The sequence below is a fragment of the Mesorhizobium delmotii genome (genome assembly GCF_900149755.1).
Lineage (GTDB): Bacteria > Pseudomonadota > Alphaproteobacteria > Rhizobiales > Rhizobiaceae > Mesorhizobium > Mesorhizobium delmotii.
This window is the reverse complement of the sequence record NZ_FUIG01000022.1, coordinates 55148-77581: the sequence shown is the minus strand read 5'-3', so window position 1 is coordinate 77581 and position 22434 is coordinate 55148. Positions and strand designations below refer to the sequence as shown.

Sequence of the window (22434 nt, the reverse complement as noted above, 5' to 3'; positions counted from 1 at the left end):
GTGCCGATCTCCCCACTTGTGGGGGAGATGTCCGGCAGGACAGAGGGGGGCGCCGTAGAGCACAGGCCTCGCCTCACCCCGCCATCGGCGTCCACATCACATCCTCGACCCGCATTGCCCCCGTCGCCAGCATCACCAGCCGGTCGAAGCCGAGTGCGGCGCCGCTCGCCTGCGGCATCATGGCCAGTGCGGCGAGGAAATCCTCGTCGATCGGATAGCGCTCGCCATAGATACGCTCCTTCTCGTCCATCTCGAGGATGAAGCGCCGGCGCTGCTCGGCGGCGTCGGTCAGCTCGCCGAACGCGTTGGCCAGTTCGACGCCGCAGCAATAGAGCTCGAAGCGCTCGGCGACCCGCGGATCATCTGCGCTCGGCCGGGCAAGGGCGGCCTCCGAAATCGGATAGCCGTAAAGGATGGTGGCGCGCCCCTGCCCCAGCGCCGGCTCGATCTTTTCCACCATCACCCGGCTGAACAGATCGGCCCAATTGTCTTCGGGCGCGGTGCGTAAGCCCGCCTGGAGCAGAGCCGCGTGCAGCGCTTCACGATCGGTGCTGCCGTCGGCGGCGACCGTGGCCAGCAGGTCGATGCCGGCATGGCGCATGAAAGCATCGGCGACGCTCAACCGTTCGGGCTCGGCGAACGGATCGGCCGCGCGGCCGCGAAAGGCGAAACGTTTTGCACCGGCGCGCTCGGCGGCCAGCGCGACAAGCCCGGCGCAATCCTCCATCAGGCTCTCATAGGTCTCATTAGCCCGGTACCATTCGAGCATGGTGAAGGACGGATGATGCAACGGGCCGCGCTCGCGGTTGCGATAGACGGCGCTCAGGCTGAAGATGCGCGTCTCGCCGGCGGTGAGCAGCTTCTTGCAGGCGAATTCCGGCGAGGTGTGCAAATAGAGCGGCAGACGCTGTCCGTCCGGCCCGATCGCCTCGGTGGCGAAGGCCGACAGATGCGCCTCGTTGCCGGGCGAGACCTGCAGCGCCGCCGTCTCGACCTCGATGAAATCGCGGCTGGCAAACCAGTCGCGCAGGGCCGCAGTGATGGCATTGCGCAGGATCAGCCGCGGCCGCCGGTCGGCGTGAACATCAGGCGTCCACCAGGGCGAGGCGGCGGTCATGACGACAGGATTTGCATGGAGGACTGGCGATCGCAGCCAAGATGCGCTAGGTCGCACCGGACGGCTCCCGCAGCCGATTTGCGCCGGTCGGCGCTCCCAGACCAGTCAACGCTCTTAGGAATAAAGCCCGTGAAGGTCATCGCCAGTTCCCTACGCAAAGGCAATGTCGTCGAAAAGGACGGCAAGCTCTATGTGATCCTCTTTGCCGAAAACATCCATCCGGGCAAGGGCACGCCGGTGACCCAGCTCGACATGCGCCGTATCTCCGACGGGGTGAAGGTTTCGGAGCGCTACCGCACCACCGAGCAGGTCGAGCGCGCTTATGTCGAGGAGCGCGAGCATACCTTCCTCTACCACGACGCAGAAGGCTATCATTTCATGAACCCGGAAACCTACGACCAGGTCGCGGTGCCCGAAAGCGTGGTCGGCGAGATGGCGCCCTATCTCAAGGAAGGCATGGCGGTGCAGATTTCCCAGTACAATGGCATCGCCATCTCGCTGGTGCTGCCGCAGCGCGCCACCTTCGAGGTGGTCGAGACCGAGCCGGTGACCAAGGGCCAGACGGCGTCCTCGTCCTACAAGCCGGCGACGCTGTCCAACGGCATGCGCACGTTGGTGCCGCCGCACATCACCGCCGGCACCCGCGTGGTGGTGATGACGGCCGATGGCGCGTATGTGGAGCGCGCCAAGGATTGAGGCTGGTGGATCGCTTGCGGGCGACAGGCCTCGCGTGCTGGAAGCCGGCTGGACGCGCGGTGGCTAGTAGCGGGAGCAAATCGCGTACACAGCTGCCAGGTAGGCGAGTGCAATCGTGACGTAGGAGACCGCGAGTTCGGCCACGATGGAGGTGATTTGAAGCGGCGTCACCGGAAAACCCTTTGTTAACCCTAGCTAGCACATACGCGTTAATCCTGTCTCTTAACAGTCCCCCACAAGTAGACGGTAAGCGAGGCCCGCCACAGGCCTGATCGTCGCAGAATGCCAAGGTAGAGGCCCAATCCGCGATTGCCCCCGTGCCACGATGCGGGCCGGGAAGAGTCTTCGTCACTGGACTGTGCAGCGGGGATTCAGCCAAGGATGAGACCCGCTACCAGAACCGTAAGGATCATCGACAGCGGAACGGCAAGAAGGCAGCACGCCTCCAACCTGTTGATTTGCCAACGGTTCATCGAGCGCTTCCCCATTTTGGTTTCCTATCTAAACGGGCAGACAGGGACGGATGTTCCACGGAAAATCTCCGAGGCGTCATCGAAGCCGCTCATCGTGCCGATCGACACGAACCCTCATTCCCGGTTATCCAGCGGGCACGCGCCAGATGGGTCGCCCAAGCCCGGAATGCCCGTTCCGGCTCCTGCTCCGGGTCAATGTGCAGAACGCTGCGGGCGACCTCACGCCAATCGGCCCCGTCCGCCGAAGCATCGAGCAGCCGCATGTAAGTCAGCATGCAGTGCTCGTCATACGCAGTCAGCACCGAAGACGTGGGCGCCACGTCTGCGAAATGAGGGTCTAGCGGCGGATTTGGCATTGCGATCTACCAGCAATGGCGCACCGTAACAGGCTATGCAGAAGTCCGCCCCCTTCAATTGGAGGACACGGCCGGCCGAAATTCGCCTCTAGTGGTAAAAATCTGACGCTTGGTGCCCGATGCGGATTAACCTGTTCCGACCTTTCCGGTCGTACAGACGTGGCAACGCTACGGCGTCAGTTGACCCGTTCCGATCAGTGGCCATCTTGCAACCCTTTGAAATCTGGCGCTAGATGGGGCATGGGACCATTACCGCGCGAGGTCTCTATGGCAAACACAGAAGAAGGAACGCGCGTAGCAGGAGTTTGGCTTGCGATCGCCTCTATCCTGCTGGCAGGCGCGCTGGTCGGCCATGGGCCGATCCATCCCGATATGGGTCGCCAGATGGGAGTTATCACCGACGGCCCTGTCCGATGGGCGATCATCCATTGGGTTTCCGCGGTAGCGCTATCACTGTTCGTCCTGACAGGTCTGATCGTGCTGGCGGCCAGATCGCGCCTCACCGAGGCGTGGTGGACGTTGTCTGCCTGGGGTGTGCTGACTGTCGGCGCCCTCTGGACCATGACGACCGCAGTGGCCGAGGCCACCGTGGTCTCCGCCGCTGCTGCCGCCGGGGACACGGCAACTTTCGAGGCCTGGTGGGCATTTTCCGAAGGAAAGGCCAACGGCTTCATGTTTTTGGCGTTGGCCGTTGCCTTGATCGCTGGCAACGAGGCGCAGACCGCTCACCGAGCCACGCCGGTCTGGGCATCGTACATCGCGGTCGTGGCCGGAATCGGAGCCTTCCTCGGCTGGCCCCTGGGCATGTGGCTCGGGGTCACCCTGGGCAGCTTCATCTGGGTCGTGGCATCACTGGTGATGTCCCTGTGGACACTTTGGTTCGGGTTGGGTTTAGCGCGGACCGTGACCGGGCTGCGGCCTCACAATGGGTGACATCGAGTCCGTAGCGGGAGCGTCGCGAGCGACCCGCTTGATGACCGCGGCGGGCGCTCCAGCCGCTCCGAGGCGGCGGGGATTGCTCGCGCCGCTGAAAACGGCCTCGACGCGCGAGTTTGCCGAATGGACGATATGCTTGCAGTAGGCGCGATAAAGCCGCTTCAGCAGCCGGAGCGAAAGGCAGGTTTCCACCCAGAGCGGGCCTACGGCTCCGGCACCAAGCGTGGGATTTTGACCACTAGCCTGATCACCCATCGGTGCGGCGCCCCGCCCGTCAGTTCGCGCCCTACCCCCGCGGCCGCCGCATCAGCATCATCCCGTAATGCACCGCCAACAAATCCAGCCCGATCTTGAGCAGTTTGGACACCACATCCCGCGGCTCGCCGGTCTGTTCGGCCAGGCTCTTCACCGTTTCGCCGGCGCAGCAGACTTTTTGCACCACGCCCGACACCTCCCAATGCGCAAGCGCCCTGGTGGCGTCGGCATAAGAGCGGCCGGCGGACAGGATGCGGTCGGCAACGCCGCCGCCGATGCGGCCACCGTCGACGCGCTCGGTCAGCGCCATCGGCTTGACACCGTCCTGCGCCGAGACGCGAAAATCCTCGCGGTAGCGCATACCCGCCTCGCGCTGCTGGCGCGACAGCGAGGTGATGCCGGTCAGCGGGTCGACATTGCGCACCCGCACAATGCCGCCGGTCGAGCTGTCATTGGAAACCTCATAGATGCGCTTCGCCTCCAGCGTGCCGGTCGCCAGCCGCTTGCGGCCGAAGGCGTCGTCCTTCAGCGCGAAATCATGGCCGACCTCCTTGCGGATGCGCACCTGCTCGGCCTCGCCCTTGGATAGTTTGGCCGGCTTGGCCTTTTGGGCGGTCTTCTTGCTCATCTGTGGCTCCTCGTTTGATTGCTGCCTTCGCAGGATCTGGGTTCCTCGCCCCACGGAGTGGGGAGAGGTGGCTCGGCAAAGCCGAGACGGAGAGGGGCAGTCGCGCCGCACGCTGGCGATTTCGTCGTTGAAGAGCTTAGGTCTTCATCGGTTTGGCCCTTGCAATTCCTCATCCGGCCTTGGCTTCGCGTAGGGCGCCCCCTCTCCGTCTCGGCTTCGCCGAGCCACCTCTCCCCCGCGCAGCGGGCGCGAGGAACCAGGCCGCCGTGCTTGGCGAGAAGAATCTCGACCGATGCCGCTCACGCCGCATCCGCCAGAGCCGTGCGGCGATGGTCGCAGAAGCGTGCCGCGTGATAGGCGCAGTAGCTTTTCAGCGGCCGCGTGCGCAGGCCGCAGCACAGCATGTCCAGTGCCGGCCGGCTGCCGGGCGCGTCGTTTTCGGGATCTTCCTCCAGCGTCAGATCGAGCGGCGCGCGGCAGCGGTTGAACAGGCAGTCGATGAAGCGCATGGCCGCGACATGCGGCGGGCGCCCGGCGGCGGCAACAGGGCGCGGCGCCGGCACATTGAGGGCCTCGGGCCCGTGGATCTCGCGCACGAACTGGCGCTGCGGCAGCCAGACCGGCGGCGCCAGCCTGGCCGGGGTGCGGGCGATGCTTTGCAATACTGTGTCGGTATAGGCGGGCATAATGTTGATCCGTTTGAAAGGCCGAAGCTCGTCCTCTCCCGTTCGGGGAGAAGAAAGATCACCTCCGGCGGCCAAGCTTCGCCCCGGCCGCCTCGCGGGTGGCGCCGGAAACCGCCCTGCCCGTGCATCGGTCGAAGACGATGACGGTGCCATCCTCGGTGCGGATGCACGAAAGGCCCGCCTCGCAAGCGCGGAAATTCGTGGCCGGAGCCGTGAGGGGAACGGCCCCGGCCGTTCCGGGCCTGCGACGACGGCAGGGTGACCGGAACCGAGGCGCTAGCCTCGGGCTTCGTCCCGGCCGGGGAGGAGGACAGCCGGGACGGATGGGAAAACGGGATGGAGCGACGTGGCTTGTGCATGGCCGTATATAAGCATAACTCAAAAATTTATGCAAGCTATTCTTTCATGGACGAAACCGATTCTTATGTTTCAGATGGCCGCCATGGCGAAAACCTCGTTGTCGATCAAGGTCGGGGCGGCGATCCGCAAGGCGCGCAAGCAGCGCGGCCTGGTGATGCGCCACATTGCCGAGCACAACGACACCGACGTCGCCGCCGTCGGCAATTGGGAAACCGGCCGCAACCTGCCAAAAACCGAGAACCTGCTGAAGACCGCCGCCTTCCTGCGCGTCGACCCGGTGGCGCTCGGCAAGGGCGAGGTCGTCTTCCTCGACGACGCCGACAATGTCGCCGACGCCGAGATCGTCACCGACGCCGCCCCCCTGCCCGCCGGCCCGATGGACATCGAGCTTCTGGGTGCGGCGGTCGGCGGCGACGACGGCGACTTCACCTTCAACGGCGAGGTCGCCGGCTATGTCCAGCGCCCGCCCGGCATTGCCCATTTGCGCAAGGTGTTCGCGCTGCATGTGCTCTCCGACTCGATGGTGCCGCGCTACGAGCCTGGCGAGATGCTCTATTGCGGCGGCCGCGACGCCGTGCCCGGCGACCACGTGGTGATCGAGATGTTCCCCGAGGAACACGAGCGCAACGGCAAGGCCTTCATCAAAAAACTGGTCAAGCGCACCGCCGCCGAGCTGGTCGTCGAGCAGTACAATCCGCCGAAGACGCTGACCTTCAATCGCTACGCGATCAAGCACGTCTGGCGCGTCATCCCGCTCAAGGAACTGCTGGGGTACTAGGGCGGCGGCAGGTATTATCTCCCCCCTTGCGGGGGAGAAAGCGATTTCAACATCTTAGCTGGAGTGAGCCCGAAGGGCGAAGCGCAGGCTAAGTGATAGAAATCGCAAGAGAGGGGATCACTTCTGCCCGACCACTTTCACCTCATTCAGTATCGTCAGGCAGACGCCATCGATGTTCTTCACCACCTCATCGTTCCAGACGCGGAGCGTTTTGAAACCGCGGATCTCGAAATGCATGTCACGTGCGACATCTCGTTTCGACTCCGAATGCTGACCACCATCGACCTCCACAATCAATCGTGCATCGAAGCAGACGAAATCGAGGATATAGCCGTCGAGCGGCACCTGGCGCTTGAACTTCAAGCCCTCGAGCTGCTTGTTGCGCAGCGCCTGCCAGAGGATGTTTTCGGCGTTGGTCGCGTCGGCGCGCATGGCCTTGGCGAAAGCGCGATGTAGCGGCGGGATGGACTGGCGCATGTGTTCGGCGATCCCCTCTCTTGCGATTTCTAACACTTAGCGCTTCGCCCTTCGGGCTCACGCCAGCTAAGATGTTGAAATCGCTTTCTCCCCCGCAAGGGGGGAGATGGCGTTTTCGCCATCAAGCCCGCCTGGATCTCTCCAGGGGAATCTCGCGCTCGCCAAGCATTCGCGCTTCGGCGCGGCGCTGCTGCTGCTCGTCGATGAACGCCGCCTGGATCGAGATCGCCGCGCCCGGCAGCCCGTCGGCGCGGCAGGCCGAGCAGCGAAGGCGCCCCGAAAGCGCCGCCAGCGGCGTCTGCGCGGTCACCCCGAAGCGCTTCAGCTCCGCCGGCTTCCACCATCTGTTGCGGCCGCAATCGATACACTCGACCGCGATCGAGACGACCTCGGCGATCGTCGCTTCCTTGCCCGGCAATGCCATCGTCCCTAGTGCCTCAGTTCCTGTTTTGTTCACATCATTAGGGGTTTTTCCCGAAGAGTCGAGTCGGTTCTGCCCAACCTGTGTAAAAGTTTAACTTGCGCATATTTTTGAGTTATGCTTGTATAGCATACCAATGGATAGTTAGCGCCGCGGATGATCGGATAGGCGGCAAGGGCCGGGCATCCGTCGCGGCCGCCGCAAGCCAAGGAAACGAGGATGGACGCCCTCTCCGCTCAATTCGCCCGCGATTGCGGCTATACTGGCGACAGCCCGGCCATGCTGGCGTCCTTCGCCGCCATCCGCCACGACGGCATAGGCAAGGCCCGCCAGGGCCATGACCAGCGCAAAGCGATGGTCGACCAGCTGAAGCATGGCGAGGCGCTGTTCCTGGCGGCGGTCCGCCCGGCGCAGTCGGCCGAGGAGGCGCTCGAGGACGCCGCCCGCTTCATTGCCTGTTATCGCAACATGCCGCGCTGGCGCCAGGAAAGGCGCGGCGCCGATCTCGCCCGCGCCAGGCAGCAGCGGCTCCTGGCGCGTTTCTTCCGCCGCTACGGCCACCGCCTCTGGGCACGGCAGGCGGCGTAAGCCGGAGATCGGCGAGCAATCGGCCGCGAATGACTGACGCCGGTCGCCCGCACCGCGACGCACATATCGCGAATGGCTGGACCGCACTTGCGGTCGCCGACACCACGCCGTATGTCTCCCCTCGATGAGCGAGATCGAGTTCCGTCGCGCACAAGCGCCCGATCTGCCAGCGATTGTCGCACTGCTTGCCGACGATGCGCTCGGCGCGGGCCGCGAAGACCCATCCACGCCGCTCGCGCCGTCCTATTTCGATGCCTTCGGGGCGATCGATGCCGATCCCAACCAGCTGCTCGCGGTGGCCGTCGAAGCCGGACGGGTGGTCGGAACCCTGCAGCTCAGCTTCATCCCGGGCATTTCGAGGAAAGGCGCCTGGCGCGGCCAGATCGAAGGCGTTCGCGTCGCCCGGCAATGGCGGTCTCGCGGCGTCGGCAAGCAGATGATCGAATGGGCGGTTGAAGAAGGCCGTTCGCGCAACTGCAGCTTCGTTCAGCTCACGACCGACAAGAGCCGACGGGAGGCGCACGCTTTCTACGAGGGCCTCGGTTTCGCCGCCAGCCATCTCGGCTACAAGATAGGGTTGTAGATCGCGGCACCCGTCATCAGGGCAATCGCTTGAAGTCGGCGCCGCCCCTCATCCGCCTGCCGGCACCTTCTCCCCGTATAGTGACGGGGCGAAGGGGCTGGCCGCAACGTCAGCACCCATTCTGCAACGCTGGAGATTGGCGAAATCCTTGCGAAGGCGTCCTTCTCCCCGTCCCTATACGGGGAGAAGTGCCCGGCAGGGCGATGAGGGGCAGCGCAAACCCGAGGCGATTGCCCCTCCACGCTCCTTGACAATTCACCCACAATGTTCTCTTTATGTTCCATACAAACCTCAAGACATGCGGCGTTCGAACCGCCGCGGGCGAACGGGCCGGATGGAAGCCAACATCCTCCACGCGGATCTGGATGCCTTCTATGCCTCGGTCGAACAGTTGCTCGACCCGGCCCTGCGCGGCAAGCCGATCGCCGTCGGCGGCGGTGTGGTGCTGGCCGCTTCCTACGAGGCCAAGGCCTTTGGCGTGCGTGGCGGCATGCCGGGGCGGCGCGCCCGGGAACTCTGCCCCGGGCTGATTTTCGTCGGCGGCCATTTCAAGGATTATCAGCGGCTCGGCGACGCGGCCATCAAAGTGCTTGGCGATTTCACGCCGATGGTCGAGCGGATCTCCATCGACGAGGCCTTCGCCGACGTCGCCGGCTGCACCCATCTGTTCGGTCCGCCGGCCGAGATCGCCACAACCATCCGCCGCCGCGTGCGGGCGGAGCTCGGCCTGCCGATCTCGGTCGGTGTGGCGCGCACCAAGCACCTGGCCAAGATCGCCTCGCAAGTGGCCAAGCCCGACGGGCTGGTGGTCGTCGATCCACGCCACGAGTTGGAGTTCCTGCACGATCTGCCGGTCGAACTGATGTGGGGCGTCGGCCCGGTCACCAGGGAGCGGCTGGCCGGCATCGGTGTGCGCACCATCGGCGAACTGGCGAAGACGCCTGGCTGGTCGCTGGAGCGCCTGCTCGGGCCGGCGGCGGGCGAAAAGCTCAACGCGCTGGCGTGGAACCGCGATCCGCGCAAGCTCGAGACGCAGCGCCGGGCGCGATCGGCCGGCGCACAATCGGCACTCGGCAGGAAACCGGCCGAGGCAAAAATCTTCGTGCCGGCGCTGCTGCATCTGGCCGACAGGGTCGCCACCCGGCTGCGGGCGAAGTCCCGGCCGGGGCGCACCGTGACGGTTCGCGTTCGCTTTGCCGATCTGCGCTCGGTGACGCGCTCGATCACGCTCGACCAGCCGATTTCGGCAACCGCCACGCTGGCCGAGATCGCCGAGGCGCTGGTGCGCAAGGTGCTTGTCGATCATCCGCACGAAAAGACCATCTCGCTGCTGGCGATCGCCGTCTCGCATCTGGAACAGCAACCGGGCCTGCAGCTGGAACTGCCGCTCGACCTCGACGACGACCGGCGCCGCCCCGGCACCAGCAAGGGTGCGGCGCGCTGGACCGCCGACCGCGCCATCGACAAGATCCGCGACCGCTTCGGCTGGGAGGCGGTCGGCTATGCCTCGGTCGCGCTCGGCCAGTCGCGCTCGGTTCCCGACGCGTTTCGCGAACTGGCCGAAAAGGAATTGTGAGCCGGCTTGGCCGAGCGGGGCGATGCAGTTTGCATCAAAAAGCGATTGGTCTGGTCGTCAGACCAAAAGCGTAGCGCTGCCCCAGGCGATCAGGACGATGCCGGCCGCCCGGCCAACCCACTGGCCGGCAGGAAACGCCTTTTCAACCAGCACCAGAATGGCGAGCCCGGCAACCCACACCAAGTTCATGATGCCCCCCACGAACAACAACGCCATCAGCATCCAGCAGCATCCGACACAAAACGCCCCGTGCAGTGCGCCCAAACGCAGCGCGCCGAGTGCGTGGGGACGCCAGTGCCGGGCAAGGAACGCCGTCGGTGCCCGGCAATGCGACAGGCAGGCATTCTTGAGCGGCGAGAGCTGATAGAGGCCCGCGGCGATCAGGACGATGGCTGAAAGCCAGCGGCTTTGCGAACTCATCATCGTCGCGGAAACGAATGCCTCGCGTTCGAGCAGCCAATGCAACGCGGTGGCCGCGACGGAGAACCCCAGCCAGACCAGGAGGTAGCCTGCCATAAATACGCCGGTCGGCGCGAGCCTGTCCTGGATCTGCCCCTGTGCGAGCGCATGGCGATGCACGCGCGCGTAGAGCAGGATGGTCGGCGCCGCGCTCGGGGACATCATGGCGATCATCATGACCCACCACATGGCGATCATCAGTGCCCAGTTCGCGGCCCCCCAGACCCGCGGTTCCGTCGCCGTGGCCATCGTGCTCATGTCCATGCCGGGCATGTCCATGCCAGACATATCCATGCCGGACATATCGGAGGTCACGCCGGCAGTTTGCTGGTGGGGGAAGAGCGCGAGCCTCGACATCTCCCACGCATTCATGCCGAGCCCTGCACCGGCGACGATGTAAAGCCAGGCCAGCAGGCACAGCGCCACCACGCCCGCAATCGTGATGACGCGGTCGCGTCTGAGCAGCCGTTCCAGTGGCGACGCGCCGTTCATGCGAGGCGTCAGGCTCGCACCACCCCGTGATTGTTGAGATGCAGCCGCGCGAACTGGCCGTAACTGTCCTTCGTGGTCGCCTGAACCGGGCCGCTGGTTGTGCTCGAAGCACTGCCGATCTCGGCGACCGCATATTCGAAGCCGTTCGGCAACACGATCTGCGCGCGCGAGTCCGCGCCCGTCACCTTGTTGCGGATCGGTTCGCCGACCGTTTCGATGTAATCCTTGACGAAGATGCGGCCCCTGCGGCCATCAATGTCGAGGTCGAGATCGATCTTGGTAAAAACTGGCTCATTCATTTTTGTCACGGTCGAGGCGTAGACGGCGAACATCGTCGCGAACGGGTCGGTGTCCTGGCCGGTCATGATGCGCAGCAGCGCGTCACGCTGCCGGTCGGTTGCATTCTCGTCGACGAAAGCGATGGCTTCGCCATTGCCTTCGTGGATCGCGCCAGGCCATTTGAAGATCGCGGCGATCCGCAGGCCATCGAGAGCGGTTTCGCCATGATGACCCTCATCGATCTGAATGCCGGCAACGGCATGGCAATGGCCTTTGTCGGGCAACGCATTGAATTGACAGTTGCAGCCATATTCGCAGGTGCAATTGACGAGTTCACGTCCCTTGATTTCCCAAGACGTCATGCTGTCCTCCCTGATGTCGAAATATTAGACCATCATCATACACCTGGACTCTTCCCTCTCAAAGGCGCACTCTTAGCGTGCGAAACGCGAGCTGGTGTTTCGTCCAATGCTTCACATGCTTGACGTGCGTCGGTGATTGTCTGACCTATCCGGATACTTCCGGTTGGGCAGAGCTCGCATTGTGTCGCCTATCCGTGATCAGGCTACGGCCTAAGGCACGTTGCAGCCCGTTCCGGATCAACTGGGAGGTAAACAACATGCCTGATTTTCAGCGCAGAGAACTTCTTGTTCAAGGAAGCGCGGCTCTTGCCGCAATTGCTGCTCTCTATACCTCGCGTCGGGCTTACGCTTTTCCAACACGGCCGAGCGAGGAGGTTATTGCGTGGCTGGACCAGCCGACCGAAAATCCCGATCCGGTCGGTATCCAGAAGCAGCTTGTCTGGGAGGATTTGGATAGCTGGATAACTCCAAACCACAAGTTCTTCAGCATCTCGCATTTCAATCGACCAACGATCGACGAGAAGACATGGTCCATGGAGATCGGGGGGCTGGTCAAGAAGCCCTTGAAATTGACACTCGCCGACATCAAGGCGCGACCGCGCCAGGAGGTCGTTTTCACAGTGGAATGCTCGGGCAACCACGGGTTTCCCTTTTTTACCGGCGGCATCGGCAATGCCCGCTGGGCAGGGACGCCGCTCGCCCCGATCCTCGAGGAAGCCGGCGTTATGGAGAAGGGCATCGAGGTCGTCTTTTTCGGTACTGACAAGGGCGAGGTCCCGATACGCGACGTCAAGATGCAGCAGAACTTCGCGCGCAGCATGTCGCTCGCCGACGCGATGAATCCCGACAATCTGCTCTGCTATGAAATGAACGGAACGGCCTTGCCGCCGGCCAATGGTTTTCCGCTGCGGCTGATTGCTCCAGGCTGGTACGGCATCGCCAACGTCAAGTGGCTGGAGCGCATCGAGGTTCGCGACACCCGCTTCATGAGCCTTCTGATGGCCCGTGACTATGTCACCATCCGGGAGGAAGAGCACAACGGCGAGACCGTGTGGACCGAGAGCTCAGTCGGCCGGGCACGGATAAAGTCCGCGCCTGCGAAGGTCACCCGGAAAGACTCAAACTACCGCGTCATTGGGGCAGCTTGGGGGGCACCGATCGACCGGGTCGAAGTGCAAATCGATCAAGCGCCATGGGCATCGGCGACCATTGACCGCAGTGAGGAGGCCGAACACGCCTGGAAGATTTGGTCCCTGGATTGGGCAAATCCCTCTCCCGGCGAACACACGGTGACCTCGCGCGCGGTCAGCACCACGGGACAAGTTCAACCGGCAATGGACGATCCCTTGATTGCCAAGAAACACACATACTGGGAAAGCAATGGCCAGGTGACGCGCCGCGTGCGTGTCGACTAAGAACTACGCGGGAAGGTGAAGCAGGCAGCGCCTGATCGCAGACTGGTTGTCCAAGCAATCTTTAGGTCCGCGCGGCAGGCAAAATAGACGCGCATCGTAGATGCCCGGAACGACCGCTTCGGGTGGACTGTTGCGATTCGTCTCGTCCATGGGGACATGGGACGGCCGGAATACTGGAAATCGGTCCCCAGCGTCAGTCCTTGGATGCCGTGACGACGAGCGCCGGCATGTCGAAAGCGACGGCGCCGACCGCTGTCACGAAAGGCATGAGTGCTCGCTCGGCCTCCTCCAGAAGCCGCTTAAACTGCTCGTTGTCCAAAAGCCCGCCCAACGTCCAGATGCAGGCTCTTTCAGTCGAGATCAGCGACTCGATCGAGGCAAAACGGACCGTTCCGCGGTGCCGCTTCACCTCGGCACGCTCTATGCCTGCCTTCGCGCAGAGCGAGCGCAGTAACTCCGCATTGCCGAGCGCAAAGGGCGCGCGGAACGCATTCGCAACGTCGCTTCCAAACAGCCGTTCAAGCATAGTCGCCACTGCGGCATAGCCGGGCGACTGGTCGAGCGAGTCGCAGACCGCGACGGCGAGCCGGCCGCCGGTCTTAAGCACGCGCAGCATTTCCCGCAGTCCGGCTGCTCGATCCTCGAAGAACATCAGGCCGAACTGGCTGACTGCGGCGTCGAAGCTTTCATCCGGGAAAGGAATCTGCTCGGCGCGCCCTTCTCGCCAATCGATGCGAGTGCTTTTGCGGCGGGCAACGCAAAGCATATCGGGATTGGGGTCAAGCCCGACCACCTTGCCCTCCGCGCGAACGCGATCGAGGGCTGCGAGCGCCAGCACACCCGTACCGCAGGCGATGTCGATCACGCGGTCGCCCTTCCCTATTCGCGCCTCGGCGGCGACGATAGGCCCCCATTGTCGGAACAGCGCTGGAACGAACAGTGAGTCGTAGATTTCAGCCGGAGTTTTCGATGTCTTACCCCGGTGGGTCTGGACCGCCGCGTCCACAGATCCCGGCGTGGCACCTTCAAGGAACACTGCGTTGGATCGGGCTCCGGCGACGCGAAGCGCCTTCAGCGGCTCGTATTCAGGCGATGAGTACCAGCGCTGGGCATGTTCGCCGTCGGCAAATTCGACGATGACCGGATAGACCGGCTGCCAGTCTCCTTCGACAAGGTCGGATTTCCCGCCCAGCACCAAATAGCGCCCTCCATATTGTTCAACCGTTGCAAAGACCCCTGCCAGATACTGCCCGACTTTGGCTTGGTCGGTGATTTCACGCACGTCGAAGAAGCAATAAGTAGACATGGCCGACCTCCGTTGATCGCATGGACTGCACGGGATGCGCGGTGGATATGCTGTTCGGCGCATAGTAGACTTGGCCATGGGCACGCTCCATGACCCAGCGTCTCAATCGCTTGCCGCAGCGTCCGTTCTTGCGCCATCGCCTGGGCGGCCACCGGAAGAGGTCGTTGCCGATGCCGCACCTTCGGCCGTGCCGGACAAGGATGTGCTTTCAGATGTGCTGCGCGTGATAAAGCTCACCGGCGCGCTTTTCTTCTGGGTCGACGCCTCTTCGCCCTGGAGTGTGGAAGTGCCGCGGGCGGATTCATTTGCCCATCTCATCCTGCCGCGCGCCCAACACGTGGTTTCCTACCACATCATCACCCAAGGATCGGGCTCGGTCAGCATCAATGAGGGTTCGCCGATGGAGTTTGCCGAAGGCGACATACTTGTGATCCCGCATGAGGATTCGTACGCGATGTGCAGTGCGCCCGGAGTGCGATCAGGTTTGAGCCCGGAAGATTCGCTCGATTTCTTTCGCGCCATGGCGGCTGGACAACTGCCTTTCGTGGTCAACGAAGGTGGCGACGGCCCCCTCCTGACAAGATATGTCTGCGGTTTTCTTGGTTGCGATGCACGGCCATTCAATCCTCTGCTCGGGGCCCTTCCTCCGCTGATACGCATTCGGCGCGCGGCCGGCGCACCGAGCGATCTGCTCGACCGGCTGATCGAGCTAACGCTGGCAGAGGTGTCCGTTCAACGGCCCGGCGCTGAATGCATCCGTCTGCGCCTCAGCGAGCTGATGTTCGTTGAGGTCGTTCGCCGCTATCTTGAGGCACTGCCGCCGGAGCAGACCGGCTGGCTGGCCGGCTTGCGCGACCCTGCCGTCGGCCGGGCTGTTGCGCTCGTCCACGAGAATCCGGCGCGTGGCTGGACAATTGAAGAACTCGCACGCGAAACCGGCGTCTCGCGGTCCGTCCTTGCGGCCCGCTTCACGCGTCTCGTCGGCTGCCCACCGATGCAATATATCACGCGATGGCGCGTACAACTGGCCGCACGACTGCTCACTGATGGGCTGGCCAAAGTCTCGGCGGTCGGGCGTGATGTCGGCTATGAGTCCGAAGCGGCCTTCAGCCGGAGCTTCAAGAAGCTCGCGGGCGTCTCGCCGGCTGGCTGGCGCGGCGGCCGGCGCGGATAGCCGGGCGGCCGGAGGCCAATTTGAGGAACACAATATGCCCCGACAGACGCCTTCGCGCGCCATCTCCGCACCATTTCCAGCCCTCCCCTACCCCTCCACCGCGCTGATCTCGGCATCGACCAGGCACCAAGGTGCATAGCGAAAATCGCGGATCTGGACGACCCGCTCGTCCCGCCATTCGACCAGCATGAAGCCGCGGATGGCGCCGTCCGGCTCCTGCGGGTTGCGGATCAGGATCGCCGGCCGGCCGTCGACAAGACCCAGCGACAGCGTCCAGTCGCTTATGCGGTCGTAATTGCCGAAATAGGTCGACACTTCGGCCTTGCCGCGCAGGCGGAGGCGGTTGACGAGTTCGAGCTGGATATCCTCGGCGATCAGCGCCCTGACCGCGTCGAAGTCGCGCGCATTGAACAGGTCGACATAGCGGCGCAGCCGCCGCTCGTCATCGGCGTCGAGCCGTGGCGCGGCCACCTGTTCGGGCTCGGCTGCCAGCACGCGCAGCTGCGCCCGCCCGCGATGCAGTGCCGCCTTGGTGGCGGCCAGCGTCGCGCCGGTCACCTCGCAGGTCTCATGCAGCGAAAGGCCAAGCACGTCGACCAGGATCACGGCGCTGCGCTGCGCCACCGAAAGCTGCATGAAGCTGCGCAGGCCGGCCGCCGCGGCGAGCCTGCTGTCGGCGCTGCCGGAGGGATCCTCGATGGCAGTCATGTCGGTCTCGGTCATGCGCGACCTTTCCCGATGGCGCCGGCGCAGATGGTCCTGCGCGGCATTGTGGGCGATGCGAAACAGCCATTGCTCGGGCCGCTCGACCGTGATGCTGCCGTCGACCGCCTGCAGCGCCTTCATGAGCGTCTCCTGCACGATGTCTTCGCCGTCGATCACGGAGCCGGCCATGCGGGCGCAGTAGCGGTGCAGTTTGGGACGCAACCCGGAGAGCATCGCCTCCAGCGCCGGCCGGTCGAATTTTTGTGGGATCATGGCGTCCATTCTATCCGGCTTTGCCGTCCTCAAGCACATGGTAGTTGCCGATGATTTTGGCAGGCGATCGCTTGACCGGGGTAGAACGTCGCTCCGCATGGTTTTGCGTGAACGCCTCGAAGGCCGCAAGCCCGGTCAGCGCGGATGTGTCATTTCCCTCGCCGACGACGTGGACGAACTCGCCGTCGTCCAATTCGAGCACGAGATAGCGCACGCTCTGCGGCGTCGTCTCATCCAGCGCCTCGAACACTTTTGCCACCAGCGCGCGGTTCTCTTCCAGCCCGGTGTCTTTCACGCTGTAGCGAATGAGTTTGTAGCCCATGGTTCGTCTCCTGAATGGTTGGTCTGAGCAGAAGACGTTTCGCGTTCCCGAAAGGATTCTCGCACGCTATAAATCTCTTCGGCCGCCCGGATCCGTCTTCCAGCTGTGGACGGCTACGCAGCAGCCATCGAGGAGCAGGAGAGACGACCATGCACATCCAGTTTGCCGAACTGCCGGTATTCGACCAGGACCGCGCCAAGGCGTTCTACACCAGGCATTTCGCCTGCAAGGTCGCGGCCGACGAGAAGATGGGCGATAGCGGCTGGCGCTGGATCGAGCTGAAATTTCCCGGCGCCGTGACGAACCTGCATTTCGTGAGGCGCGCCGACGACACGCCAGGCGCGGACCCAGTGCTGGTGCTGGTCGGCGACGATGTCGAGGCCACGATCGCCGCTCTGAAGGCGGGCGGCGTCGAGATCATCACCGAACCGCAGGAGGCGCCCTGGCAGCCAGGCCGCACGGTGGCGGAATTTCGCGACAGCGAGGGCAACCGGATGGTGATCGGCAGCCAATGAGCGGGTGCAGCCGGAGAGCGGGCATTTCAATTTTGACGCGCCCATGAACGGCTGGAGAAGGTGTCATCAGCGTTGGTTGCTGCGACTGTCAACTACCGGGCAGCGAAATAGACTGATGAAAGGGGCAGCTCAGAGTCACGATTTGCCCTTGAAGTTTCCCCCGGGGCGAGAGGTTGAATATCGTCGGAAATGCTCTCTGCGCCGACCGAGTGATACCCAGTCGTCTCACTTTTCGATAAACGGTGCGGCCAAGGCTCGGCGATCTTGCCGACGAGATCGCTGAGACTGACACCGCCGATACGCTGAAGCAGCGTTTCGACAAAATCGCCGCTACCATGGCGTGCCACGGCTCGGTGCGCTCGGCCGGCAGCTTCGGCCGGAAGAAATGAATGCACTGCTCCGCCAGATGGAAGCAACGCCGGGTTCCGGCACCTGCAATCACGGCCGACCGACCTATATCTAACTGAAGCTTGTCGATATCGAGCGGCTGTGTGGACGGCGGTAGCGCCGAAACGTCGTTTGCAACGGCAATAGCTTGTTCGCATCACTTTCAGGGAGGTAAGGAGCCATGATTTCCGGCGCACACATGATCATCTACAGCACAGATGCCGAGGCAGACCGCGCATTTTTTCGCAATGTTCTGCGTTTTCCAGCAATCGATGCTGGCGAAGGCTGGTTGATCTTCGCATTGCCGCCGGCCGAGATTGCCGTTCACCCGGTCGCCGAAAACGACAGCCACGAAGTCTATCTCATGTGCGAAGACATCAATGCCACAATCCAAGAGCTGAAATCGCACGATGTTGAATGCACTTCGGTCACCGATGAAGGCTGGGGCCTGCTCACGCATGTCTCGCTTCCCAGTGGCGGCTCGCTTGGCCTCTACCAGCCGAGGCATCCTTTGGCGCACAAAGCCGGGGCTGCTTAAATGCCGGTTTTCCGTCCGGACGCGCGACCAAGTAAAGACTTGGAGCGGGATGGAGATTCGAAGGCAAATCACCCTGCTCTGCCGGACTTTTTCAACACTATCGGTGGATTGCTGCTGTCGGTCTCGTCTGTTCCAACGAGTAAGAATGCTCCGCGGCAGGAGGTGCAGAAAATCCCTCTCGCCGCCCAGCAACGTCAGGTCGCCGCGTGCGCTCATCCGGGCACGGGGCGTCCGACATGCCCACCAGCACTTCGCTGATGCGCCACATCGCGACGGCGACGTCGTCGCGGCGGGCCAGCTCCGAGAGGTCCGGCCAGGTGATCTTCCCTCGCCGCACGGCGGCGTAGAGACGACCCGGCGGGCGTACGTCGTCCTGCGCCAGGCCGGTGAGTGGCGGCCGCTGCCCGTGCCGTGTTCACTCCCATCAGGCGGGCCACGAACGGAGCGCCCGCTTGTGCCGGCCAGCCACCAGCCCAGGCGCATCGGCGCCGAGTAATCACGAACGAGGCCCGTGCCCGGCACCTGCCCGGGGCAAAAGGCGAAGATCGTCCATCCACGTCCCTCTTCCTCGGCCAACCGCGCCAGCCGGCGGGCGGTGAGCAGGTTCGCCAGCTTCGATGCGGCGTAGAAGGCGCGGCCAGCCGCCACGCGCGACGAGTGGTCGACGCCGGAATCCCGTTCGGGGGTAGGCGAGGAGCCATCCGTCGGCGTGTCGCGGAGGCGGAAACGACGTCTGGTCGGCGGGATCGTGCGTGCCGCTCGTCGTGATGATCACGTTGGCGTCATCGGCAAGCCGGGGCATCAGCAGGCGGAGCAGCAGGTAGTGGCCCAGGTGGTTGGTTGCGAACGTGATCTCATAGCCGTCGGCGCTGCGCGCCGACGACGATGTCGAGGCCACGATCGCCGCTTTGAAGGCGGGCGGCGTCGAGATCATCACCGAACCGCCGGAGGCGCCCTGGCCGCCAGGCCGCACGGTGGGCGGAATTTCTCGACAGCGAGGGCAACCGCATGGTGATCGGCAGCCAATGAACGGCTGCAGCTGCTGGGCGGGCCAGGCTAGAAGCGGCGGAATGAAGGCGTCGCGATCAATCCTTCCGGTTCTCGAACACGAAGGTAGCGCCATGAGCCGACCTTGGATACCGTGATCCTCGACGACTTGTCTCACCTCGATAGCGGACGAGATCATTGTTGACGGCCGCGAGCCCGGATTACGACCGCGAAGCGGTCAGAAATCCAAATCCATATCGTGATGATGATGCTCGTGACCGGGAAGCTCCGGCGGCGGCGGGCCAGGCACTTCGGCCACCATGGCCTCCGTCATGATGAGGAGGCCTGCCACCGAGGCTGCGCCCTGCAGCGCCGTTCGCACCACCTTGACCGGGTCGATGATGCCCTTTGACACCAGATCCCCGTACACGCCCGATTGGGCATCATAGCCATAGGCGTTGTCGTCGTTTTCGAGGATCCGGGCGATGACGACCGAGCCTTCCAGGCCGGCATTGATCGCGATTTGCCGAGCCGGCCACGTGATCGCCTTCCTGACGATCGCGATGCCGACCTGCTGGTCCTCGTTGCTGCCCTTGAGCTTCTTGAGCGCCCTGCCGGCGCGCAGCAAGGCGACCCCACCGCCGGGGAGAATGCCCTCTGCAACCGCGGCTCTTGTCGCGTTCATCGCGTCATCGATGCGATCCTTCTTCTCCCTGACCTCGACTTCGGTTGCACCGCCGACCCGGATAACGGCGACGCCACCGGCGAGCCTGGCCAGCCGCTCCTGGAGGTTCTCGCGGTCGAAATCGGAGGTGGTTTCCGCAAGCTCGAGCTTGATCTCGGCGATGCGGGCCTCGATTCTTTCCCGCTCGCCGGCGCCGCCGACGATCGTGGTGTTTGCCTTGTCGATCATCACCTTCTTGGTGCGCCCGAGCATATCGAGGGAAGCATGTTCGAGCTTGATGCCCAAATCCTCGGAGATCACCGTTCCGCCGGTCATCAGCGCGAGATCCTGCAGCATCGCCTTGCGGCGGTTTCCGTAGGCCGGCGCCTTCACGGCTGCAACCTTGAGAGCGCCGCGCAACTTGTTGACCACCAGCGCCGCAATCACCTCACTCTCGACATCCTCGGCTATGATGAGCAGGGGCTTGCCGGCCTGCACCACGTTCTCCAGCAGCGGCAGTGTTTCGTTCAGACTGGACAGTTTCTTCTCGCTGATGAGGACATAGGCATCCTGCATCTCGACCCGCATCTTTGCGCGATTGGTGATGAAATGGGGCGAGATATAGCCGCGGTCGAACTGCATGCCCTCGACGAATTCGAGTTCGGTTTCGAGCGACGTCCCGTCCTCGACAGTGATCACGCCGTCATTGCCGACCCTTTTCATGGCATCGGCGAGGCAGCGGCCGATCTCCCTGTCGCCGTTGGCCGAGATGGTGCCGATCTGCGCAATCTCGACGTTCGAGGTGACCTTCGTGGCGTTGTTTTTGAGTTCCGCGACGACGGCTTCGACCGCGAGATCGATGCCGCGCTTCAGGTCCATGGGATTCATGCCGGCGGCCACCGCCTTAGCGCCCTCCCGGGCGATCGCATGCGCGAGCACCACGGCGGTGGTCGTGCCGTCGCCGGCCTGATAGGAGGTTTTTGTTGCTATCTCGCGCACCATCTGGGCGCCCATGTTCTCGAACTTGTTGTCGAGTTCGATTTCCCTGGCGACGGTCACGCCGTCCTTCGTGACCCGCGGCGCGCCGTGCTCCCTGCCGATCGCGACGTTGCGCCCCCGCGGGCCAAGCGTGACGCTCACCGCATTCGCCAGGGTGTCAATGCCGCGCAGCATACTGTCGCGAGCCTCGAACGAAAACATGATCTCCTTGGCAGCCATTTCCTTGATCCTTAAGACCTAATCTTCGGGGAACGGCGAAGCTTCATTCGGCCGCTCAGGCGAGATTGTCCCGTGGCAGCCCGAGCCGATTCCAGACATCGAACAAAGCTGCCGCGAGCCGATCAATCATGATGTCCTCATGACAGGGTGTCGGCGTGATGCGCAGCCGCTCAGTTCCCTTCGCCACGGTCGGATAATTGATCGGCTGGATATAGATGTCGTGATCGCTCAGCAGCAGGTCGCTCGCCGCTTTGCAATGCGCCGGATCGCCGACTGCCACCGGAACGATATGGGTGTCGCTCAGGATGACCGGCAGCGCAGCGGCACCCAGCGCCGCCTTGACCCGCCGGACGCGGTCCTGCTGGCGCTTGCGCTCCCACTGCGAGGTTTTCAGATGCCGGATCGCCGCTGTGGCCGCGGCGCAGATCGCCGGCGGCAACGCAGTGGTGAAGATGAAACCCGGAGCATAGGAACGAACCGCATCGATCAGCACAGCACTTCCCGTGATATAGCCGCCGAGGCAGCCGAAGGCCTTGGCGAGCGTGCCTTCGATCACATCGATCCGGTTCATGGCGCCGTCGCGCGCGGCGATGCCGGCGCCGCGAGGGCCGTACATGCCCACAGCATGGACCTCGTCGAGATAGGTCATTGCGCCGTAACGATCGGCGATTTCGCAAATGCGATTGATTGGCGCGACGTCGCCGCCCATCGAATAGAGACTTTCGAAGACGATGAGTTTTGGCCGATCCGGACCCGCCGCCTTCAACAATTCCTCGAGATGATCGACGTCGTTGTGGCGGAAGATGCTCTTCTCCGTACCGGACTGGCGGATGCCCTCGATCATCGAATTGTGGTTGAGCGCATCGGACAGGATCAGACAACCGGGGATCAGCTTGGCGATGGTCGAGATGCCAGTCTGGTTCGAAACATAGCCGGACGTGAAGACCAGTGCCGCCTCCTTGCCGTGGAGATCGGCAAGCTCGCCCTCGAGTTCTACGAGCGGATGGCTGGTGCCGGAGATATTGCGCGTCCCGCCGGCTCCCGTTCCCAGCCGGGTAGCAGTCTCCACCATGGCGGCGACCACCTTTGGGTGTTGTCCCATCCCGAGATAGTCGTTGGAGCACCAGATCACGACGTCCTTCGGTCCATGCGGGGAATGCCACACGGCATTGGGAAAGCGTCCGGCGATGCGCTCAAGGTCCGCGAACACACGGTAGCGCCGTTCCTCCTGCAGACGCGCGATCGCATCCGCAAAGAAGCTGTCATAACTCGTAATTCCTGGCTCCGAGATACTCCCCTGCCCATCGGCCATATCGCCCGCATCTCCGGTCATCGGAGGTCCAAATCGCCGCAGCGCCATGGCGTCCTTTACGCCGCCAGGTTTGCCGGTGTGCAACGCTGTGGGTTC

Annotated in this window: 24 protein-coding genes and 1 pseudogene; 11 read left to right on the top strand and 14 right to left on the bottom strand. The window is 63.6% G+C overall.

What is annotated here, in order from left to right:
* Positions 1-73: 73 nt before the first annotated feature.
* On the bottom strand, positions 74-1117 hold the full coding sequence (epmA, locus tag BQ8482_RS13220; protein ID WP_123148027.1) for an EF-P lysine aminoacylase EpmA: 1044 nt from the start codon (positions 1115-1117) through the stop codon (positions 74-76).
* Between the two features lie 129 nt (positions 1118-1246).
* Here epmA and efp point away from each other — a divergent pair, with 129 nt between their 5' ends.
* On the top strand, positions 1247-1813 hold the full coding sequence (gene efp / locus BQ8482_RS13215; RefSeq protein WP_123148026.1) for an elongation factor P: 567 nt from the start codon (positions 1247-1249) through the stop codon (positions 1811-1813).
* A gap of 562 nt (positions 1814-2375) precedes the next feature.
* On the opposite strand, the gene BQ8482_RS39210 is transcribed toward efp, so the two are convergent.
* Positions 2376-2642: a hypothetical protein gene (locus tag BQ8482_RS39210; RefSeq protein ID WP_123148025.1), complete on the bottom strand. Its 267-nt coding sequence runs from the start codon at positions 2640-2642 to the stop codon at positions 2376-2378.
* Between the two features lie 267 nt (positions 2643-2909).
* On the opposite strand from BQ8482_RS39210, the gene BQ8482_RS13205 reads away from it, so the two are divergent.
* Positions 2910-3575, top strand: coding sequence for a hypothetical protein (locus BQ8482_RS13205; RefSeq protein ID WP_123148024.1), 666 nt, complete (start codon positions 2910-2912; stop codon positions 3573-3575).
* Between the two features lie 289 nt (positions 3576-3864).
* Here BQ8482_RS13205 and BQ8482_RS13200 read toward each other — a convergent pair whose 3' ends face one another.
* Both BQ8482_RS13200 and BQ8482_RS13195 read right to left on the bottom strand, forming a co-directional pair.
* Positions 3865-4461 carry a DUF6456 domain-containing protein gene (locus BQ8482_RS13200; RefSeq protein ID WP_123148023.1) on the bottom strand — a complete coding sequence of 199 codons (597 nt, stop codon included), beginning with the start codon at positions 4459-4461 and terminating at the stop codon, positions 3865-3867.
* 299 nt (positions 4462-4760) lie between these two features.
* Complete coding sequence (locus BQ8482_RS13195) at positions 4761-5147, bottom strand: hypothetical protein (protein ID WP_244602783.1); 387 nt, start codon at positions 5145-5147, stop codon at positions 4761-4763.
* Positions 5148-5580: 433 nt separating this feature from the next.
* On the opposite strand from BQ8482_RS13195, the gene BQ8482_RS13185 reads away from it, so the two are divergent.
* On the top strand, positions 5581-6285 hold the full coding sequence (locus BQ8482_RS13185; protein ID WP_123148064.1) for an XRE family transcriptional regulator: 705 nt from the start codon (positions 5581-5583) through the stop codon (positions 6283-6285).
* A 117-nt stretch (positions 6286-6402) separates the two neighbouring features.
* On the opposite strand, the gene BQ8482_RS13180 is transcribed toward BQ8482_RS13185, so the two are convergent.
* The gene (locus BQ8482_RS13180; RefSeq protein ID WP_123148022.1) at positions 6403-6762 is read right to left on the bottom strand and encodes an endonuclease domain-containing protein; all 360 of its coding nucleotides are present in this window, start codon (positions 6760-6762) and stop codon (positions 6403-6405) included.
* A gap of 121 nt (positions 6763-6883) precedes the next feature.
* Positions 6884-7186 (bottom strand): hypothetical protein, encoded by a 303-nt coding sequence (locus BQ8482_RS13175; protein WP_123148021.1) that lies wholly within the window; start codon positions 7184-7186, stop codon positions 6884-6886.
* 216 nt (positions 7187-7402) lie between these two features.
* Between BQ8482_RS13175 and BQ8482_RS13170 the strand changes: the two genes are divergently transcribed.
* The 3 genes from BQ8482_RS13170 (at position 7403) to dinB (ending at position 9930) form a co-directional block, all read left to right on the top strand.
* A complete protein-coding gene (locus BQ8482_RS13170; protein ID WP_123148020.1) occupies positions 7403-7771 on the top strand; it encodes a hypothetical protein in 369 nt (122 codons plus the stop codon).
* Positions 7772-7895: 124 nt separating this feature from the next.
* Positions 7896-8354, top strand: coding sequence for a GNAT family N-acetyltransferase (locus BQ8482_RS13165; protein WP_123148019.1), 459 nt, complete (start codon positions 7896-7898; stop codon positions 8352-8354).
* A 334-nt stretch (positions 8355-8688) separates the two neighbouring features.
* Positions 8689-9930 (top strand): DNA polymerase IV, encoded by a 1242-nt coding sequence (dinB, locus tag BQ8482_RS13155; protein WP_123148018.1) that lies wholly within the window; start codon positions 8689-8691, stop codon positions 9928-9930.
* Between the two features lie 57 nt (positions 9931-9987).
* Here the strand turns inward: dinB and BQ8482_RS13150 are convergent, their stop codons facing one another.
* Together BQ8482_RS13150 and BQ8482_RS13145 are read right to left on the bottom strand one after the other, a co-directional pair.
* Positions 9988-10881 carry a DUF2182 domain-containing protein gene (locus tag BQ8482_RS13150; protein WP_123148017.1) on the bottom strand — a complete coding sequence of 298 codons (894 nt, stop codon included), beginning with the start codon at positions 10879-10881 and terminating at the stop codon, positions 9988-9990.
* A gap of 8 nt (positions 10882-10889) precedes the next feature.
* Positions 10890-11522, bottom strand: a complete 633-nt coding sequence (locus BQ8482_RS13145; protein ID WP_123148016.1) for a DUF1326 domain-containing protein — start codon at positions 11520-11522, stop codon at positions 10890-10892.
* 257 nt (positions 11523-11779) lie between these two features.
* Here BQ8482_RS13145 and BQ8482_RS13140 point away from each other — a divergent pair, with 257 nt between their 5' ends.
* Positions 11780-12937: a sulfite oxidase gene (locus BQ8482_RS13140; RefSeq protein ID WP_123148015.1), complete on the top strand. Its 1158-nt coding sequence runs from the start codon at positions 11780-11782 to the stop codon at positions 12935-12937.
* Positions 12938-13130: 193 nt separating this feature from the next.
* On the opposite strand, the gene BQ8482_RS13135 is transcribed toward BQ8482_RS13140, so the two are convergent.
* Complete coding sequence (locus tag BQ8482_RS13135; RefSeq protein WP_165848554.1) at positions 13131-14243, bottom strand: DUF1330 domain-containing protein; 1113 nt, start codon at positions 14241-14243, stop codon at positions 13131-13133.
* A gap of 76 nt (positions 14244-14319) precedes the next feature.
* Here BQ8482_RS13135 and BQ8482_RS13130 point away from each other — a divergent pair, with 76 nt between their 5' ends.
* The gene (locus BQ8482_RS13130) at positions 14320-15417 is read left to right on the top strand and encodes an AraC family transcriptional regulator (protein ID WP_123148013.1); all 1098 of its coding nucleotides are present in this window, start codon (positions 14320-14322) and stop codon (positions 15415-15417) included.
* A gap of 87 nt (positions 15418-15504) precedes the next feature.
* Here BQ8482_RS13130 and BQ8482_RS13125 read toward each other — a convergent pair whose 3' ends face one another.
* Complete coding sequence (locus BQ8482_RS13125; RefSeq protein WP_165848557.1) at positions 15505-16395, bottom strand: sigma-70 family RNA polymerase sigma factor; 891 nt, start codon at positions 16393-16395, stop codon at positions 15505-15507.
* Positions 16396-16405: 10 nt separating this feature from the next.
* Positions 16406-16717 carry a hypothetical protein gene (locus tag BQ8482_RS13120; RefSeq protein ID WP_244602782.1) on the bottom strand — a complete coding sequence of 104 codons (312 nt, stop codon included), beginning with the start codon at positions 16715-16717 and terminating at the stop codon, positions 16406-16408.
* A gap of 149 nt (positions 16718-16866) precedes the next feature.
* On the opposite strand from BQ8482_RS13120, the gene BQ8482_RS13115 reads away from it, so the two are divergent.
* The 3 genes and pseudogenes from BQ8482_RS13115 (at position 16867) to BQ8482_RS13105 (ending at position 18157) form a co-directional block, all read left to right on the top strand.
* Positions 16867-17232, top strand: coding sequence for a VOC family protein (locus BQ8482_RS13115; protein ID WP_123148011.1), 366 nt, complete (start codon positions 16867-16869; stop codon positions 17230-17232).
* A gap of 260 nt (positions 17233-17492) precedes the next feature.
* Positions 17493-17695 (top strand): annotated as a pseudogene (locus BQ8482_RS13110) (DNA mismatch repair endonuclease MutL); the annotation flags it as partial.
* A gap of 105 nt (positions 17696-17800) precedes the next feature.
* Positions 17801-18157: a VOC family protein gene (locus BQ8482_RS13105; protein WP_123148010.1), complete on the top strand. Its 357-nt coding sequence runs from the start codon at positions 17801-17803 to the stop codon at positions 18155-18157.
* A gap of 496 nt (positions 18158-18653) precedes the next feature.
* Here the strand turns inward: BQ8482_RS13105 and BQ8482_RS38105 are convergent, their stop codons facing one another.
* The 3 genes from BQ8482_RS38105 to hemA form a co-directional block, all read right to left on the bottom strand.
* Positions 18654-19091 carry a Rossmann-fold NAD(P)-binding domain-containing protein gene (locus tag BQ8482_RS38105; protein ID WP_165848553.1) on the bottom strand — a complete coding sequence of 146 codons (438 nt, stop codon included), beginning with the start codon at positions 19089-19091 and terminating at the stop codon, positions 18654-18656.
* Positions 19092-19382: 291 nt separating this feature from the next.
* Positions 19383-21026, bottom strand: a complete 1644-nt coding sequence (gene groL, locus BQ8482_RS13090) for a chaperonin GroEL (protein WP_123148008.1) — start codon at positions 21024-21026, stop codon at positions 19383-19385.
* Between the two features lie 55 nt (positions 21027-21081).
* Positions 21082-22338 (bottom strand): 5-aminolevulinate synthase, encoded by a 1257-nt coding sequence (hemA, locus tag BQ8482_RS13085; RefSeq protein ID WP_123148062.1) that lies wholly within the window; start codon positions 22336-22338, stop codon positions 21082-21084.
* Positions 22339-22434: the final 96 nt, after the last annotated feature.